This window comes from Spirillospora sp. NPDC047279, assembly GCF_040643285.1.
Classification (GTDB): Bacteria; Actinomycetota; Actinomycetes; order Streptosporangiales; family Streptosporangiaceae; genus Spirillospora.
In genome coordinates this window covers 185,792-202,777 of sequence record NZ_JBEYUA010000015.1, presented here as the reverse complement: position 1 = coordinate 202,777, position 16,986 = coordinate 185,792, and the positions used below count along the sequence as shown (strand labels likewise).

Below are 16,986 nucleotides of genomic sequence, written 5' to 3'. Positions count from 1 at the left end.
TAGGCTTTGAGCGAATCACGCGGAACCGAGGGAGTTGGGTGTTGTCCAAGCCTGTGCTGCTGACCGTGGACGACGACCCGGGCGTGTCCCGGGCCGTGGCGCGCGACCTGCGCCGCCGGTACGCCGAGTCCTACCGGGTGGTCCGTGCCGAGTCCGGCCCGCAGGCCCTCGACTCGCTGCGCGAGCTGCGGTTGCGCGGCGACGACACCGCGCTGCTGCTGGCCGACCACCGGATGCCCGAGATGACCGGGGTGGAGTTCCTCGAAGAGGCGATGGACCTGTTCCCCTACGCCCGCCGGGTGCTCCTCACGGCCTACGCCGACACCGACGCCGCCATCAGGGCCATCAACGTGGTCGATCTCGACCACTACATGCTCAAGCCCTGGAACCCGCCGGACGAGAAGTTCTACCCGGTGATCGACTCGCAGCTGGACGCCTGGCGTCGGACCGAGCGCACCCCGCCGGACGAGCTGCGCGTCGTCGGCCACCGCTGGTCGTCGCGCTCGTACCAGGTCCGCGACTTCCTGGCGCGCAACCAGGTGCCCTACACCTGGCTGCTCGACACCTCGCCGGAGGCCGCCGAGCTGATCAAGGCGGCGGGCTCCCCCGAGCTCCCCCTGGTCGTCACGGCCGACGGCACCACGCTCTCCGCGCCCACCGACGCCGAGCTGGCCGCGGCGGTCGGCCTGTCCACCGCGCCGGCCGCCGACTTCTACGACCTGGTCGTGGTGGGCGCCGGCCCGGCGGGCCTGGGCGCCGCGGTGTACGGGGCCTCGGAGGGCCTGCGGACCATCCTGATCGAACGCCACGCCTCGGGCGGCCAGGCGGGCCAGAGCTCCCGGATCGAGAACTACCTGGGCTTCCCCGACGGCGTCTCCGGCTCGCAGCTCGCCGACCGGGCCCGCCGCCAGGCCGAACGGTTCGGCGCCGAGCTGATCACCACCGGCAAGGTCGTCGGGCTGGAGACCCGCGGCCAGGCCCGGGTGGTGCGGCAGGCCGACGGCACCGAGATCGCGGCGCACGCGGTCATCCTGGCCACCGGCGTCTCCTACCGGCGGCTCGAGGCCACCGGCCTGGACGACCTGATGGGCGTCGGCGTCTTCTACGGGGCGGCGATGGCCGAGACGCCCAGCTGCGCCGACCAGGAGGTGTACGTCGTCGGCGGCGCCAACTCGGCCGGGCAGGCGGCGGTCAACCTGGCGCAGGTGGCCAAGCGCGTGCACATCGTGGTGCGGTCCGAGGGGCTGGAACGATCGATGTCGCACTACCTCATCGAGCAGATCGCCGGGATCGGCAACATCGAGGTGCACACCGGCACCGAGGTGACGGGCGGCGGCGGCTCCGACCACCTGGAGCGGCTCACGCTGTCGGGCCCCGGCGGCGAGCGCACCGTCGACTGCGGCTGGCTGTTCGTGTTCATCGGCGCCGAGCCGCGCACCGACTGGCTGGAGGGCGTGGTCGAACGCGACGACCGCGGCTACCTGCTCACCGGGCCCGACCTGGTGGCCGACGGGCGCCGCCCGCGCGACTGGCCCGTCCAGCGCCACCCCTACCACCTGGAGACCAGCGTGCCCGGCGTGTTCGCGGCGGGCGACGTCCGGGCCGACTCGATGAAGCGGGTCGCCTCGGCGGTCGGCGACGGGGCCATGGCCGTCGCGCTCGTTCACCGTTACCTGGAGCAGTCATGACCGAGACCGTCACGCCGGACGAACTCCGTCCGCTCTTCCTCTTCGAGCGGCTGGACGACGACCAGCTGGAGTGGCTCTGCAAGTACGGCTCGGTGCGCTCCTACGGCGAGGGCGAGATCATCTGCGCCCAGGGCGACCCCGCCGAGTTCTTCTTCGTGCTGCTCGACGGCGAGATCGCGCAGAGCCAGCTCATCCATGACCACCAGGCCGAGCTGAGCCGCACCGCCAGGCCCGGCGTGTACGGCGGCGCGGTCATGGCCTACCTGGACGACCGCATCGAGCAGCGGTACGCGCACACGCTGCGCGCGCTCCGGCCGACCCGGATGTTCGTGCTGCCCGGCCGCAAGTTCGGCAAGGTCGTGCGCGAGTGGTTCCCGATGGCCGCGCACCTGCTGGAGGGCATCTTCTTCGGCATGAGCAACGCCCGCCGGATCGCCGACCAGCGCGAGCGGCTCACCGCGCTCGGCACGATCACCGCCGGGCTCACGCACGAGCTCAACAACCCCGCGGCGGCGGCGTCCCGCGCCAGCGCCGAGCTGGGCGACCGGCTGGTCTCCGCGCAGAAGCGGCTGGCCGAGCTCGCCACGGCGGGGGTCGACTGCGAGCGGCTCGCCAAGCTGGTCAAGCTGCGCGAGCACCTGAACGAGACGGAGAGCCGCCCGCGCAGCCCGATGGAGGTCAGCGACGCCGAGGACGAGATGGGCGACTGGCTGGAGGAGCACGACGTCGCCGGTGCCTGGGAGCTGGCGCCGGGCCTGGTCGCCGCCGGCCTGGGCGTCGCGGACGCCGAGGCGGTGGCGGAGGTGGCGGGCGAGGCCCAGATGCCCGCCGCCATGCGCTGGCTCGCCGAGATCCTCGAGATCGGCCAGCTGCAGGCGGAGATCTCCGACGCCACCGGCCGCATCACCACGCTGCTCGACTCGGCCCGCCAGTACTCCCAGCTCGACCGGGCCCCGTACCAGCGGGCCGACCTGGGCAAGCTGCTCGACAGCACGCTCACGATGCTGAAGCGCAAGCTGGCCAAGATCCAGGTGGTGCGGGAGTACGACCCGGACCTGCCGGAGGTCCCGGTCTACGCGGCCGAGCTCAACCAGGTCTGGACCAACCTGTTCGTCAACGCCATCTACGCCATGGACTACGTGGGCACCCTGACGATCCGGACCGCCCGCGAGAACGACCACGCGCTGGTGCAGATCACCGACACCGGGGTGGGCATCGCGGAGGAGAACCTCACGCGGATCTTCACCCCGTTCTTCACCACCAAGCCGGTCGGGCAGGGCACCGGGCTGGGCCTGGACATCTCCTGGCGCATCGTCGTCGACCGGCACGACGGCGACATCCGCGTGGAGTCGCGGCCGGGCGAGACCCGATTCGAGGTGCTGCTGCCCCTCACCGACGACCGCCCGCCCGAGACCGCCTGACCCGGCCCACCCGACCCGGCCCGCCCGAGCGACCGGCCTGACGTGCGCGCGGCTAGCCGGGGCGGCCGCCGCCGGTGGCCAGGTCGTAGCCGGGCCCGGACGCCCGGTAGACCTCGCCGCGGCCCCATTCGAGCACCTCGAAGCGCACCCGGATGGCGTGCGACCTGGTGCCGGTCAGGTCGGCCATCATCTTCTCGGAGAGGTCGATGATGGCCGGGACGTCGTGCTGCGCGATCGCCCAGTCGGCCGGGCCGAAGTCCTCGACCACCCCGACGACGCTCTCGTCTCGGTAGGTGACCCGCACCCGGGTGCCGAGCGGCCAGTAGGGGCTGGCCAGCGTGTCGTACGACATCCGCGCGCCCCGCGCGGTCGCCGGGTCCCAGAACGAGGTCGCGGTCGCGACGCCGCCGGGCAGGGTCGGGCGCGGGCTTGGGAACGCTCCACTCCGGCGCAGCCCGAGCGGCACCCCGAAGGCGGCCAGCGGACTGAGCGCGTCGACGGCGGGCCGCCGCGGGATCTCCTTGCTCCGGACGGCGACCGGCTGGAGGTGGAACGCCAGCAGCGCGCCGCCCATGACGGCGGGCGTCACCAGGAGCGCGGTCCGCCGCCGGTGCGATCTCCTGCGCGGCGCGGCCCGGCGCGGCGGCACCGGGATCCGCTGGGGCAGCTCGAAATCGCGCAGCAACGCCCGGAGGTGGCTTTCCACGGCCTCCTCGGAGATCTCCAGGATCTCCGCCAGGTGCCGGTTGAACCCGCCGCTCACGATGAGCCCGAAGACCTGCTGCTCGCGCTCGGTCAGCTCGGCCTGGTTGTGCCGCAGGATCCGGCGGCCTTCCGGCCCCGGGCCCGGCTCGTGCCACGGCGCGGGCGGGTCGCCGGCGCGCACGACGAGACGGGTGAGCCGCACCAGCTGGTCGGCCGCCTCCCGCGCAGGCGAGTTCACCCCGTACGTCACCACCCCGTCGCGCCGGCCTCTCCCCGCCGGCACCACAACTCGTCGCCACCCTCGGCCATCAAATGACTACAGAACGTGATCGATGACCGGCGCGTTGGAGTCTAGGGTCTCCTCAAGGTCATCGACAGGTGTTCGGAACGCAAAGGCCGCCGACGTCACACATGTACCCGGCGTTCCGCACGTCACACCCCCGAAGCGGGTCGTATACGGGCCGACCGGTGATCAGAGCACGGATACGTGCACATGGTCGTAGTGGTTGGCGGTGACGCTGCCGCGGTCGGACATCGCCTTCCAGCCGCCTCCGCCGCGCATGTCGTAGATGCGCTGCCGCCAGATCACGTACTTCACGCCGTAGCGGGACGCGTTGCTGATCACGAACTGGGCGACGGCGTCGCCGTGCGCGCGGGCGCCCGCGCTGGGCATGTTGCCGCCGGTGCTCTCCATGAAGTCGCAGGCGCGGCCGGAGCCGTGGTCCTGCGGGTCGCCGGGCCGGGAGCAGCCGATCGTGGGGAACGGGCCGTACCTGCCGTCGATCGCCAGCATCAGCGTGCGCATCCGGGCGGTCATCGAGGGGCCGACGAGCGGGGACTTGGTCTTGGGCGCACCGTCCGGCCGACCGGGGGCGCTGGGGGCGCTGGGCACCTCGGGCTTGTACTTGGCGAGCAGCTTCTTGACGCGCGCCCGCTGGCCCTCCAGCTCCTCGATCTCCTTCTCCACGTCCGCCAGCTTGGCCCGGGCGGTCTGCTGCGACCTGGTCGCCTGGCCGGCGAGGACCTCCAGGCTCTCGATGCGGCGCCCGTTGTTGCGGGCGAGGTGCTCGACCACCGTCATGTCGCGGATGGCCGCCCGCGGGTCGCCCGAGGTGATCATGGGGACCGCGTCGAACCGCCCGCTCATGTAGGAGGTCGCGGCGAACCGGCTGAGGTCGGCGCGCGCCGTCTCGAAGTCCTTGGTCAGACGGCCGGCCTCGAGGCCCGCGCGCTCGGCGGCGCGCTTGGCCTGGTCCAGGGAGATCAGTTCACCGCGGTACTCCTTGCTGAGGGCGTCCGCGCGCTTCTTGAGCTTGGCGTACTCCTTCTGGACGTCCTTGGGCTCCGCGGGCACGGTGGCCGCGCCGCCGGACGCCGCGGGCAGCAACGCGGAGGTCGCCACGACCACGGCGAGAGCCGCGCACCTACGGCGCAACGGGTGCCGGCCGGAATCACGTCGTTTCCGGCCGAGGGGGTCGAGGGGGGCCGCCACTGATCTCCTCCGAATCATGCAGAAGATTGGCGGCACGCTACCACAATCGGCCAATTAGCCTCATCGGCTTCACTCAATACACAGAGTCACCAGAATGCTACCGGATGAGGGCTCACAGGATAAAAGCGGCGGCCGGTCTCCCGGCCGCCGCTAAAAGCCGACGAGCTCCTCCCAGCGCGGGACGCGCAGCTCGAGGGCGAGCCGCATACCGGCCTCGGCCGGCGTCCGGCTGCCCTTGCGGTTGTTGCACTTGCCACAGGCCAGAACGGTGTTGTCCCAGGTGTCCCCGCCGCCGCGCGACTGCGGGATCACGTGGTCGATGGTGTGACCGCGCCGTCCGCAGTAGCCGCACAGGCCCTTGTCGCGCAGGTACACGCCGCGCTTGCTCCAGGGCGGGCGGCGGCCGTGCCGCCAGCGCATCGCGACGTACCTGACCAGCCTCAGGACCCGCGGCACGGGATAGCGGCCGAACGTGCGCCCCTCCTCCGCCTCCTCGACGACGGCCACCCCGCGCACCAGCATGCGGATGGCGTGCCGCAGGTCGACGTTCTGTAACGGCTCGTAGGACGCGTTCAGGACGAGCACGGTCATCATCTCCACCTCCCTGACCTGTCTCGTGCCCGCTCCCCCGCCAGGATTCGAACCTGGATATCCGCATTAACAGTGCGGCGTTCTGCCTTTGAACTACAGAGGAATGAACCGGCAATTCCCGGTGCCGGTTTACCGGCGCCATCATTAGATTGCCGATCCCATCGAACCCGGGCAACGGATTTTCCGTACCACCGGGAGGCGCTTCCCGGCGCCGGGCTTGGAGGGGCCCGGCGCCGGGGAACGCCGCCACTCGCGGAATCCGTCATTCGGGGAGGGCCGACATGAGCCTGGGCATCACCGCGCCCGCCCTCAGCTCCCACCAGCGGGCGTCGCCGCGCCCGGTGGTCGGGATCACCTCGACGGCGGCCTCGCACCCGGCGCAGTCGGCCTCGGCGGCCGCCAGCCGGACCCGCAGTCCTCCCTCGCGGCCCGGCCGCGCACCCCAGAAGCGGTAGAGGTCGCCCGTGTCGACGGTCTCGTCGGCGGGCAGGGAGCCGGGCCGGTCGGCGAAGACCCGGTGGGCGAGGGCGCGCAGGACGTTGGCGGCGGTGAGCATGTGGCCGTAGGCGACCTCGCGGGCCACCAGCTCGGGCAGGCCGAAGCGGTGCATGCCGGAGGTGGAGACCCTGACGCAGCGCTCGGCGTCGCGCGCGCCGTCGATCGCCACGAAGACGCCGATCCACTCGTCGCCGAGGTGGAACCGGGCGGGCTCGGGACGATCCGACACCACCTGGTTGGAGTCGAGGTCGACCAGGACGCCGCCGACGGCGGCGGCGAGGGTGCGGGCCACCAGCCGGGCGGCCCGGGCCTGGCGGGGCTGTGCGGACGGCGCGGCCACGGCCGTGAGCACGATGTGGTGGCTCGCCTCGATGACCTGCCGCAGCCGCTCGGGCGCTCCGCCCAGGCCCGGGAGCCGCGGCGTCCACGGGGTGGGCACGGGCCGGCCGGCGGCCACCTCCAGCAGCGGCGAGCCGAGGAGGTCGCGGGCGGTGCGGCCCAGGGAGGTGCGGCCTAACGGGGTGCCGGGGAGGGCGTCACGGAGGTAGCCGAGGGGCGGGGTGAGGGACTCGCCGGTGGCCACCAGGAACCGGGTGGTGACCGACGCGGGGGTCGTCAGCGTGGGCACGGGGCCTCCTGATCCTGCGGCGGTCCGGGAGGGACCGCGGGCAGGACCAGGCTCGGGCCGGCACCCGGGCCGGCGCACCAGAACCGGGTTCTGGGGATAACTCAGCCGGGGAGGTCGGCGGCCGCGGCCTGGTATTCGCGCGACTCGCGCTGCCGCTGGAAGCCCAGCTCCTCGTTGACCGCGAGCATGTGCACGTTGTCGCCGGCGTTGTCGGTCTCGATCTCGCGCACCTCGGGGCGTTCGGCGCGCAGCCATTCCAGCATCGCCGCCTTGACCCAGATGCCGATCCGCCGGCCGCGGTGCTCGGGGACCACGGCGGTGTCGTACTGCGCCGCGCACTCGGGCGTGTCGGCGGGGACGACGATCTCGGTGAACCCCGCGACCGTGGTGCCCCGCACCGCGGCGACGGTGTAGAGGCCGTCGCCGCGCTTGTTGACCATCTCGGCCATCTCGCGCACCCGGTCGGCGTCCCACGGCGCGCCCTCGTAGGCGGACATGTCGGCCATCGCGTGCTTCGCCCGCGCCAGCGCCGCGGCGTACTCGTCCGGCACCACGCCCCGCCACCGCACCAGCTCGTATCCCGGCGGGCCCGCCGCGACCAGCGCGGCGACCCGCTCGGGCGGGACGTCGGCCAGGTCGAGCTGGAGCCCGCTCAGCGTCAGCACGCAGTGGAAACCGTGCGTCTCCAGGAACGGGATCGCCGGGGTCCCGGCGGTCACCTGGGCGAGGACGCTGGAACGGCCGTCGCCGCGCAGCCCGCGGGCGGCCTCGGCGAGCAGCCGGGTGCCGAGCCCGCGGCGGCGGTGGCCGGGCCGGACCCGGATGTCGATCTCGCCGGGCCGGTCGGCGCCGGGCTCGCCGGGCAGCCGCAGGGCCGCCACGGCCACCATCTCGCCGCCCTCGACGGCGGCGAAGAGCCGCTGCCGCGAACCCTGCTCGGCGCCCAGCAGGCGCGCCACCGTCTGCTCGGGCTCGGGGGCGGGGTCCCCGGCCGGGTCGTCGGCGTGGACGGCGAGCAGCACGGCGTGCCACTGCCGGATCTGTGCGTCCGTGGGATCATCGACCGCGATGACGTCCATCAGACTGTTGTAGCGGATTCCGGGGCGCCACGAGCATCACCCGGCTTAACCCATGACCGGAATCCGGTCAGGAACCGTTCCGGCGGAACGCCGCGAGGATGCGCTCCGCCGCCAGGGCGGGGGTGATCTCCCCCTCGGCGACCTGCGTCTCCAGCCCCGGGGCGAGCTCGCGGACGGCCGGGTTCTCGCGCAGTTCGGTCAGCAGCCGCTCGCGCACCATCGCCCAGGTCCAGCCGACCTGCTGGCGGCGGCGCCGCTCCTCCAGCTCGCCGGTCTCGCGCAGCCGGTCCTGGTGGTCGACGATGTGCCGCCAGACCGTGTCGAGCCCGGTGTTGTCCTTGGCGCTGCACGTGAGGACGGGGATGTCGCGGGCCCGCTCGTCGCTGCGGAGCAGGCGCAGCGCGCCGGCCAGCTCGCGGGCGGCCTTCCTGGCGTCCATCTCGTGCGGGCCGTCGGCCTTGTTGACCGCGATGACGTCGGCGAGCTCCAGGACGCCCTTCTTGATGCCCTGCAGCTGGTCGCCGGTCCGGGCCAGGGTGAGGAAGAGGAACGAGTCGACCATCTCGGCGACGGTCGTCTCCGACTGGCCGACGCCCACGGTCTCGACCAGGACGACGTCGTAGCCGGCCGCCTCCATCACCACCATCGCCTCGCGGGTGGCCTTGGCGACGCCGCCCAGCGTCCCGGCGGTCGGCGACGGGCGGATGAACGCGTTCGGGTCGACGGCGAGCCGCTGCATCCGGGTCTTGTCGCCGAGGATGCTGCCGCCGGTGCGGGTCGAGGACGGGTCGACGGCCAGCACCGCCACCTTGTGCCCCTCCCCCGTCAGGTCGGTGCCGAGGGCGTCGATGAACGTGGACTTGCCGACGCCCGGTACGCCCGTGATGCCGACCCGCCGTGCTCCCCCGGCGTGCGGGGTCAGCTCCACCAGCAGCCGCTGCGCCAGCTCCCGGTGGTCGGCGCGGCCGGACTCCACGAGCGTGATCGAGCGCGCGATCCACGCCCGGGAGCCCTCCCGCACCCCCTTGACGTAGTCGTCGAGCGAGGGCTTCACGTGGTGGCTCTCACGCGGCGTGCCCCAGCTTGGCCGACAGCTCCTCCAGCAGGCCGAGCGCCGCGTCCGCGAGGACGGTGCCGGGCGGGAAGATCGCCGCGGCGCCGGCGGCGCGCAGCTCGTCGAAGTCCTGCGGCGGGATGACCCCGCCGACGACGATCATGATGTCGTCCCGGCCCAGGGACGCGAGCTCCTCGCGCAGCGCCGGCACCAGGGTGAGGTGGCCGGCGGCGAGCGAGTTGACGCCGACGATGTGCACGTCCGCCTCGACGGCCTGGCGGGCGACCTCGCCGGGCGTCTGGAACAGCGGGCCCACGTCGACGTCGAAGCCGAGGTCGGCGAAGCCGGTGGCGATGACCTTCTGGCCGCGGTCGTGGCCGTCCTGGCCCATCTTGGCGACCAGCAGGCGGGGCCGGCGCCCCTCGGCCTCCTCGAACGCGGCGGTCGCGGCGCGCGCCTTCTCGATCGCGCTCACCTGCCCTGCCTCCTCCCGGTACACGCCTGAGATCGTACGGATCTGCGCGGCGTGCCGCCCGTACACACGCTCCATCGCGTCGGAGATCTCGCCGACGGTGGCCTTGGCCCGGGCCGCGTCGATGGCCAGCCCGAGCAGGTTGTGCGCCAGGTCGCCGGGGCGGGTCCCGTCCTCGGCGGCCTGCGCGGCGTTGCTGAGCGCGGCCAGCCTGGCCCGGACGTCGTCCTCCGAACGCTCCTCGCGCAGCCGCCGCAGCTTGTCGATCTGCTGGGCGCGCACGGCGGCGTTGTCGACCTTGAGGACCTCGATCCGCTCGTCGGCGTCGGGGCGGTACTTGTTGACGCCGATGACCGGCTGGCGCCCGGAGTCGATCCGCGCCTGCGTACGGGCGGCGGCCTCCTCGATGCGCAGCTTGGGCAGGCCCTCGTCGATCGCCTTGGCCATGCCGCCCGCGGCCTCGACCTCCTCGATGTGCTGCCAGGCCCGGCGCGCCAGGTCGTAGGTGAGGCGCTCGACGTAGGCGCTGCCGCCCCACGGGTCGATCGTGCGGGTGGTGCCCGACTCCTGCTGGAGCAGCAGCTGGGTGTTGCGGGCGATGCGGGCCGAGAAGTCGGTCGGCAGCGCGAGCGCCTCGTCCAGCGCGTTGGTGTGCAGCGACTGGGTGTGGCCCTGCGTGGCCGCCATCGCCTCGATGCAGGTGCGGGCGACGTTGTTGAAGACGTCCTGGGCGGTCAGCGACCAGCCGGAGGTCTGCGAGTGGGTGCGCAGGCTGAGCGACTTGGCGTTCTGCGGATCGAACCGCTTGACCAGCTTGGCCCACAGCAGCCGGGCCGCGCGCAGCTTGGCGACCTCCATGAAGAAGTTCATGCCGATCGCCCAGAAGAACGACAACCGCGGCGCGAACGCGTCGATGTCGAGGCCCGCGTCGCGGCCCGCCCGGATGTACTCGACGCCGTCGGCGAGGGTGTAGGCCAGCTCCAGGTCGGCCGTGGCCCCGGCCTCCTGGATGTGGTAGCCGGAGATCGAGATGGAGTTGTACTTGGGCATCCGCTGCGAGGTGAACGCGAAGATGTCGGAGATGATCCGCATCGACGGCGACGGCGGGTAGATGTAGGTGTTGCGGACCATGAACTCCTTGAGGATGTCGTTCTGGATGGTCCCGGCCAGCTGCTCGGGCGCCACCCCCTGCTCCTCGGCCGCCGCGATGTAGAGCGCCAGGACGGGCAGCACCGCGCCGTTCATGGTCATCGACACGCTCATCCTGTCCAGCGGGATGCCGTCGAAGAGCTGCCGCATGTCGTAGATCGAGTCGATCGCCACCCCGGCCATGCCGACGTCGCCCGCCACCCGCGGGTGGTCGGAGTCGTAGCCGCGGTGGGTGGCCAGGTCGAAGGCGACCGACAGGCCCTTCTGCCCGGCGGCGAGGTTGCGCCGGTAGAACGCGTTGGACTCCTCGGCGGTGGAGAAGCCCGCGTACTGGCGGATCGTCCACGGCTGGGTCGCGTACATGGCCGGGTAGGGGCCGCGCAGGTACGGGGCGATGCCCGGGTAGGTGTCGAGGAAGTCGAGCCCGGCCAGGTCGTCGCCGGTGTAGAGCGGCCGCACGCCGATGCCCTCGGGCGTGTCCCACGTCTGCGCGTCCGGGTCCTGGCCGGTCGACTCGGTGACGGCCGCGCGCCACTGCTTGGCCGCCTCGTCGGCGGCCCCCGGGTCGAGGGTCCCGAGCTCGATGTCGGCGAAGTCGGGGATCATCGGTTCACTCCCAGATCGTGGAGGGTGGTCTCCAGCACCTCGACCGCGTCGCAACCGGCGAAGACGTTGGCGTCCACCCCCTCGTAGGCTCCCTTGCCCGCCAGCCAGACCCTGGTCGCGCCCGCCTCCTTGAGCACCCGCGCCGCGTCGGCGGCCTCCTCGGAGTAGAGCTTGTCGCTGGAGCAGACGCAGGCGACCCGCGCCCCGCTCGCCGCGAACTCCCCGGGCGGGCCGGTCACGGTCTCGATCCCGCCCGCCTGGAACAGGTTGGCGGCGAACGAGGCCCGCGCGGTGTGCACGGCGATCGGCCCGAGCGTGGCGAGGAAGACCGCGGGCCGCGCCCCGGTCCGTTCCGCGTGGGCGTCCGAACGGTCGCGGAGCGCCTCGAAGTCCTGCGCGTAGCGGACGGCCGGCAGGCCTCCCGACGGCTGGACGGGGGCCGCGGGCCGGGCGGGCGGCTTCTCGGTGAGGTTGGGGAACTCGCTGACGCCGGTCAGCGGGGCCTTGCGGCGGGCGATGTCCTCGCGGCGCCGCGCCCAGGTGGCGGCGAGGCGGTCGGCGACCAGGCCCGAGCCGAGCGCCGCGGCCAGGCCGCCCGCCCGTTCGATCTCGGTGAACCACTCCCAGGCGGCCCGCGCGAGGTCCTCGGTGATCCGCTCGACGTACCAGGAACCGCCGGCCGGGTCGACCACCCGCGCCAGGCTGGACTCCTCCAGCAGGAGCGTCTGGGTGTTGCGCGCGATCCGCCGGGCGAAGCCGTCGGGCAGTCCCAGCCGGGCGTCGAACGGCTGCACGGTGACCGCGTCCGCGCCGCCGACCCCGGCGGCGAACGTCGCCACGGTGGTGCGCAGCATGTTCACCCACGGGTCGCGGCGGGTCATCATCGCGGACGAGGTGACGGCGTGCACGCGCATGACCGTCCCGTCGGAGGCGCCGCTGACCTCGGCGACGCGCCGCCACAACCGCCGGGCCGCGCGCAGCTTGGCGATGGACAGGAACTGGTCGGCGTTGACGGCGAGGCGGAACTCGATCTGCCCGAACGCCTCGTCGACGCTCAGCCCGGCGTCGGTGAGCGCGCGCAGGTAGGCGACCCCGGCGGCGACCGCGCCGCCGAGCTCCTCGGCGTCGGACCCGCCCGCGTCGTGGTGGACGGTGCCGTCGACGGTGATGGCGCGCAGCCCCGGGAACTCACGGGCGCAGCGCACCGCGAGCCCCGCCGCCGCCGCGGCTCCGGGCCCGGAGCCGGTGCGGGCCTGGAGGCCCAGCGGGTCGGCGCCGAGGCCGCCGGACACCTCCGCGGCGTGGCCTCGCTCGGCGACGAGGGCGAGGAACGCCTCGGCGGCCTGCTCGGTCTCGGCCCCCGCGTCCAGGACGACGGGCGCCAGGTCGAGGTAGACGCCGCGCAGGGCCTCGGCGAGCGCGTCCACCGGGAGGCCCGCGGCGCCCAGCGTGAGCCACACCGAGGTGGCGCCGTTCTCCAGGTCGGCGAGGATCGCCTCGCGGGTCACGGCGGGATCGGGGTGCGCGTGGCGCTGCCGCACGTCCCAGCCGGCCAGCCCCTCGCCGTCCGGGCGCACCTCGCGCACGTACGGGGCCAGGCCGGGGCGGCCGGGCGGGGCGTCGTCGCCGGTGTACAGGGCCGCGATCGGGACCCCGTCGTAGGAATCGCGGGTCAGCAGGCCCTCGATCTCGTCCAGCGGCGTGTCGTCGGCGGCCGCGCCGGACTTGCGCAGCACACCCTTCACCATCTCCCTCCACCGGTCCCGCGAGGCGGGTGGGAAGGCGGTGGCCAGGTCGAGTTCTTCAGGCGGCACCGTCATGCCTGGGATGGTAAGCGAGCGCGTACTGGGCATTTCGACCGGGTCCCCCTTACCCCGGATCCGTGCGGACGAGGGCCGTTGCTAGGGTTCTCCGCGGCGGGACCGGCGGAGATCCCCTTTCAACGTACAAGGTATGAGGTACACGCATGTCCAGTGGCAGCCACGCGGGGCGCCCGAAGTCCTGGGTCGCGGTGACGATCATCTTCATCGGTTTCGCCGTCGGCGGCTGGGCACTGGTCATCGGCCCGCACTGGCCCCTGTTCTGGGGCGGAGCCGCGATCACCCTCCTGGGCGGCGTCGTGGCCTGGGCGGTCGACATCATGACCGACGTGGTCGTCGACGAGCCGCACTCGTAGCGAAGCGGCGCCCCACCACGTAACGTCGATATGGCGTGGCCGCCCGGAGCAGAGGTGGTGGGATGGCCCTCAGATTCGGCGTCGAAGAGGAGTATTTCGTCGTCGACCCGGTGTCGCGGCGGATCGTTCCCCGCGCCCCGGCGGTGGTGCGCCGCGCCTCGGCCGATCTGGGCGACCGCGCCTCGACCGAGCTGATCGCCTCCCTCGCCGAGGCGAAGACGTCCCCCTGCGACGATCTGACCAAGCTCGACGAGCAGATCCGCGCGATGCGCGGGTCGATGGCCGCCGCGGCCGCCGCCGAGGGCCTGCTCCTCGCCGCGACCGGCACCCCCGTCCTGGGCGACACGGTCCCGCCCCCGATCAGCGCCGGCCCGCGTTACGCCGACAGCCTGGCGCACTACCGGGCGCTCGACGACGAGATGAGCATCTGCTCCTGCCACGTCCACGTCGGCATCGCCGACCGGGCGGTGGCGCTCGAGGTGAGCAACCATCTGCGGCCCTGGCTGCCGACCCTGCTCGCGCTGGCGGCCAACTCGCCCTACCTGTCGGGCCGCGACACCGGCCACGCCTGCTGGCGGGTGATGTCGTGGGCGCGCTGGCCGGTGGCCGGCCCTCCGCCGTACTTCCGGTCGCTCGCGCACTTCGAGGACACCGTCGAGAGCCTGCTCGGCTGCGGGGCCCTGATGGACCCGGCGACGTTGTTCTGGGACGTGCGCCCGTCGTTCCGGTTCCCGACCGTCGAGATCAGGCTCGGCGACGTGGCGCTGACCGCCGACGACGCCGTGCTCTTCGCCGCGCTGATCCGGGCCCTGGTCCAGGTGTCCCTGACCGGTGACGCCCCGGCGCCCGATCCCCCGCCCGAGATCCTGCGGGCCGCCTACTGGCTGGCGGCGCGCGACGGCCTGTCCGGCACGGGCATCGACACGTTCACCGGCCGGCCGGTCCCGCACCGCAGGCTCGCCGCCGACCTGGTCGCCCACGTCCGCGACGCGCTGCGCGACAACGGCGACCTCGACCAGGTCACCGCGGGGATGCGGCGGCTCCTGACCACCGGCACCGGCGCCGACCGGCAGCGGGCCGCGTTCCGCCGCCGCGAGCGCCTGACCGACGTGGTCGACCACGCCGCGCTCATTGCACCGGGCGACGAGACCGAATAACGTTCTAGTCAGCTGGTGACCCCCACCCCAGGGACCGCCCCATGACGTCCTCGCCGCACGCTCCCCCCGGCCCACAGCTCGGCGACCTGCAGTTCTGGAAACTGCCCCCGCACGAACGGGACGCGGCGTTCCGGCGGCTCCGCGAGATGGACCGGCCGCGGTTCTTCGACGAGCCGCCGATGGCGTTCATCCCGAAGGGCCGCGGCTTCTACGGCCTGGTGCGGCACGCGGACGTCGTCGAGGCGAGCCGCAATCCCGAGATCTTCAGCAGCGAGCCCAACACCACGTCGATCGCCGACATGCCGGGACGGATGGGCCGCTACTTCGGCTCGCTCATCAACATGGACGACCCGCGGCACGCCCGGCTGCGCCGCATCGTCTCCCGCGCGTTCACCCCGAAGATGCTCGCGACCACCATGCGCGACGTGGAGACGCAGGCCGAGCAGATCGTGGACGAGCTCGCCGCGCGCGGCGGCGGCGACTTCGTCACCGAGGTCGCCGCGCGCCTGCCCGTACAGATCATCTGCGACATGATGGGGGTCCCCGCCGAACGGCGCGCCTTCGTCATCCGCCGCGCCAACCTGATCCTCGGCGGGTTCGACTCCGAGTACCTCGGCATCGACATCGACGGCATCGAGCACAAGCCGTTCGTCCGCCGCTTCCTGCTCGGCGGCAACGTCGCCGTCCGCTACCTGCGCACGGGGCGGGCCCTGCACTCGCTGGCGATGAACCTCGCCAAGGAGCGCCGCGCGCATCCCCGCGACGACCTCACCACCCGGCTGGTCAACGCCAACGTCGACGGCGAGCACCTCACCGACCAGGAGCTGGGCTCGTTCTTCATCCTCCTCCTGGTCGCCGGCAGCGAGACCACCCGCAACGCGCTGGCGCACGGCCTGCACCTGCTCACCGCCCACCCGGAGCAGCGCGCCCTGCTGCTGGAGGACTTCGACGGCCGCGTCGACGGCGCCGTCGAGGAGATCATCCGCTACGCCACGCCCGTCATCGCGTTCCGCCGGACCCTGACCCGCGACCACGAGATGAACGGGCACCACTTCCGCGAGGGCGACAAGGTCGTCCTCTACTACAACTCCGCCAACCGCGACGCCGACGTCTTCACCGATCCCGACGCCTTCGACATCACCCGCTCCCCCAACCCGCACCTCGGCTTCGGCGGCCCTGGCCCGCACTTCTGCCTGGGCGCCCACCTGGCGCGCAGGGAGATCGGCGTGATGTTCCGCGAGCTCTACACGCGCCTGCCCGGCCTGCGGTCCACCGGCGAACCCGACCGGCTGCTCTCCACCCTCATCAACGGGATCAAGCACCTTCCCTGCGAGACCTGACGGGGCGGGTTACTCGCGAGTAGGGCCGTGCCCTACCCTGCTGCCCATGCGGAAGTCGAAGTCCATCGCGGGCAAGGTCATCGTCGTCACCGGAGCGGCGCGCGGGCTCGGCGCGCTCTTCGCCCAGCGGACGGCGGAGCGCGGCGCGCGGGTCGCGCTGCTCGGCCTCGAACCGGGCGAGCTCGAGGCGGCCGCCGCCGGCTGCGGGCCGGACGCGCGCTGGTGGGAGGTCGACGTCACCGACGACGCGGCGCTGGCCCGGGTCGCGGCGGAGATCGTGGAGCACTACGGGCGCGTCGACGTGGTGGTGGCCAACGCCGGCATCGCGACCGGCGGCCCGGTGGAGCACTCCGACCCGCGCACGTTCAACCGGGTCATCGAGGTCAACCTGCTCGGCAGCGTCGCCACGGCCCGCGCGTTCCTGCCCGCGCTGCGGGAGAGCAAGGGCTACTTCTTCCAGATCGCCTCCCTGGCCGCGATCTGCGCCTCGCCGATGATGGCCGCGTACGCGGCGAGCAAGGCGGGCGTGGAGGCGTTCGCCCACTCGCTGCGCGCCGAGACCGTCCACCACGGCGTGGGCGTCGGCGTCGGCTACCTGAGCTGGACCGACACCGACATGGTGCGCGGCGCCGACGAGAACGAGGCGCTGCGGGTCATGCGGGCCGGTCTCCCGTTCCCCGCCAACCGCACCTACCCGCTCGCCCCCACGGTCGAACGGCTCGTCGACGGCATGGCCGCCCGCCGCCCGCACGTCTACGGCCAGGCCTGGATCCCGGCCATGCAGGCCGCGCGCGGCCTCGTCCCGGCGGTCATCACGCGGCACGCCCGCAAGGTCATGGCCAGGCACGAGGCGCGGTGGCTCGCGGCGGGCGGCGACAACGACCTGGTGGGCGCGGGCGGCGCGGCCAACAACGAGAGGCTCTGAGCCGC

The 16,986-nt window shown here is 73.1% G+C and carries 14 protein-coding genes and 1 tRNA gene; 6 read left to right on the top strand and 9 right to left on the bottom strand.

The window, feature by feature from the left end; all coding sequences use genetic code 11:
- The first annotated feature begins 41 nt into the window (after positions 1-41).
- Together ABZ810_RS34025 and ABZ810_RS34020 are read left to right on the top strand one after the other, a co-directional pair.
- Positions 42-1,688 (top strand): FAD-dependent oxidoreductase, encoded by a 1,647-nt coding sequence (locus ABZ810_RS34025; RefSeq protein WP_358410268.1) that lies wholly within the window; start codon positions 42-44, stop codon positions 1,686-1,688.
- Positions 1,685-3,109 (top strand): ATP-binding protein, encoded by a 1,425-nt coding sequence (locus ABZ810_RS34020; protein WP_358410266.1) that lies wholly within the window; start codon positions 1,685-1,687, stop codon positions 3,107-3,109. Before ABZ810_RS34025 ends, ABZ810_RS34020 begins: the two co-directional genes overlap by 4 nt.
- A 52-nt stretch (positions 3,110-3,161) precedes the next feature.
- Here ABZ810_RS34020 and ABZ810_RS34015 read toward each other — a convergent pair whose 3' ends face one another.
- The 9 genes from ABZ810_RS34015 to ABZ810_RS33975 all read right to left on the bottom strand — a co-directional run bounded on the left by ABZ810_RS34015 (position 3,162) and on the right by ABZ810_RS33975 (position 13,203).
- Positions 3,162-4,052: a LuxR C-terminal-related transcriptional regulator gene (locus ABZ810_RS34015; protein WP_358410265.1), complete on the bottom strand. Its 891-nt coding sequence runs from the start codon at positions 4,050-4,052 to the stop codon at positions 3,162-3,164.
- 234 nt (positions 4,053-4,286) lie between these two features.
- A complete protein-coding gene (locus ABZ810_RS34010) occupies positions 4,287-5,222 on the bottom strand; it encodes a hypothetical protein (protein ID WP_358410263.1) in 936 nt (311 codons plus the stop codon).
- A gap of 234 nt (positions 5,223-5,456) precedes the next feature.
- On the bottom strand, positions 5,457-5,897 hold the full coding sequence (locus tag ABZ810_RS34005; protein ID WP_358410261.1) for an HNH endonuclease: 441 nt from the start codon (positions 5,895-5,897) through the stop codon (positions 5,457-5,459).
- Positions 5,898-5,929: 32 nt separating this feature from the next.
- Positions 5,930-6,000, bottom strand: a tRNA-Asn gene (locus ABZ810_RS34000).
- A gap of 159 nt (positions 6,001-6,159) precedes the next feature.
- Positions 6,160-7,023: a hypothetical protein gene (locus tag ABZ810_RS33995; RefSeq protein WP_358410259.1), complete on the bottom strand. Its 864-nt coding sequence runs from the start codon at positions 7,021-7,023 to the stop codon at positions 6,160-6,162.
- A 101-nt stretch (positions 7,024-7,124) separates the two neighbouring features.
- Complete coding sequence (locus ABZ810_RS33990; RefSeq protein ID WP_358410256.1) at positions 7,125-8,102, bottom strand: GNAT family N-acetyltransferase; 978 nt, start codon at positions 8,100-8,102, stop codon at positions 7,125-7,127.
- Between the two features lie 67 nt (positions 8,103-8,169).
- Positions 8,170-9,156, bottom strand: a complete 987-nt coding sequence (gene meaB, locus ABZ810_RS33985; protein ID WP_358410254.1) for a methylmalonyl Co-A mutase-associated GTPase MeaB — start codon at positions 9,154-9,156, stop codon at positions 8,170-8,172.
- A gap of 10 nt (positions 9,157-9,166) precedes the next feature.
- Positions 9,167-11,383, bottom strand: a complete 2,217-nt coding sequence (gene scpA / locus ABZ810_RS33980) for a methylmalonyl-CoA mutase (protein ID WP_358410252.1) — start codon at positions 11,381-11,383, stop codon at positions 9,167-9,169.
- A complete protein-coding gene (locus ABZ810_RS33975) occupies positions 11,380-13,203 on the bottom strand; it encodes a methylmalonyl-CoA mutase family protein (RefSeq protein ID WP_358410251.1) in 1,824 nt (607 codons plus the stop codon). The genes scpA and ABZ810_RS33975 overlap by 4 nt, the downstream gene beginning before the upstream one ends.
- 146 nt (positions 13,204-13,349) lie before the next feature.
- Between ABZ810_RS33975 and ABZ810_RS33970 the strand changes: the two genes are divergently transcribed.
- The 4 genes from ABZ810_RS33970 (at position 13,350) to ABZ810_RS33955 (ending at position 16,981) form a co-directional block, all read left to right on the top strand.
- A complete protein-coding gene (locus ABZ810_RS33970) occupies positions 13,350-13,559 on the top strand; it encodes an HGxxPAAW family protein (protein ID WP_358410249.1) in 210 nt (69 codons plus the stop codon).
- Positions 13,560-13,621: 62 nt separating this feature from the next.
- The gene (locus ABZ810_RS33965) at positions 13,622-14,716 is read left to right on the top strand and encodes a glutamate--cysteine ligase (RefSeq protein WP_358410247.1); all 1,095 of its coding nucleotides are present in this window, start codon (positions 13,622-13,624) and stop codon (positions 14,714-14,716) included.
- 41 nt (positions 14,717-14,757) lie between these two features.
- The gene (locus tag ABZ810_RS33960; RefSeq protein ID WP_358410246.1) at positions 14,758-16,056 is read left to right on the top strand and encodes a cytochrome P450; all 1,299 of its coding nucleotides are present in this window, start codon (positions 14,758-14,760) and stop codon (positions 16,054-16,056) included.
- Between the two features lie 46 nt (positions 16,057-16,102).
- Entirely contained in the window at positions 16,103-16,981 is an 879-nt protein-coding gene (locus ABZ810_RS33955) for an SDR family oxidoreductase (RefSeq protein WP_358410245.1), read from the top strand.
- Positions 16,982-16,986 lie beyond the last annotated feature (5 nt).

What these genes read in the sequence shown, in the direction of transcription:
- ABZ810_RS34020 (WP_358410266.1), top strand. Translation starts at nt 1,685, where the DNA reads ATGACCGAGACCGTCACGCCGGACGAACTCCGTCCGCTCTTCCTCTTC.
- ABZ810_RS33965 (WP_358410247.1), top strand. Translation starts at nt 13,622, where the DNA reads ATGGCCCTCAGATTCGGCGTCGAAGAGGAGTATTTCGTCGTCGACCCG.
- ABZ810_RS33960 (WP_358410246.1), top strand. Translation starts at nt 14,758, where the DNA reads ATGACGTCCTCGCCGCACGCTCCCCCCGGCCCACAGCTCGGCGACCTG.
- ABZ810_RS34005 (WP_358410261.1), bottom strand. Translation starts at nt 5,897, where the DNA reads ATGACCGTGCTCGTCCTGAACGCGTCCTACGAGCCGTTACAGAACGTC.
- ABZ810_RS33955 (WP_358410245.1), top strand. Translation starts at nt 16,103, where the DNA reads ATGCGGAAGTCGAAGTCCATCGCGGGCAAGGTCATCGTCGTCACCGGA.
- ABZ810_RS33970 (WP_358410249.1), top strand. Translation starts at nt 13,350, where the DNA reads ATGTCCAGTGGCAGCCACGCGGGGCGCCCGAAGTCCTGGGTCGCGGTG.
- ABZ810_RS33990 (WP_358410256.1), bottom strand. Translation starts at nt 8,102, where the DNA reads ATGGACGTCATCGCGGTCGATGATCCCACGGACGCACAGATCCGGCAG.
- ABZ810_RS33975 (WP_358410251.1), bottom strand. Translation starts at nt 13,203, where the DNA reads ATGACGGTGCCGCCTGAAGAACTCGACCTGGCCACCGCCTTCCCACCC.
- scpA (WP_358410252.1), bottom strand. Translation starts at nt 11,383, where the DNA reads ATGATCCCCGACTTCGCCGACATCGAGCTCGGGACCCTCGACCCGGGG.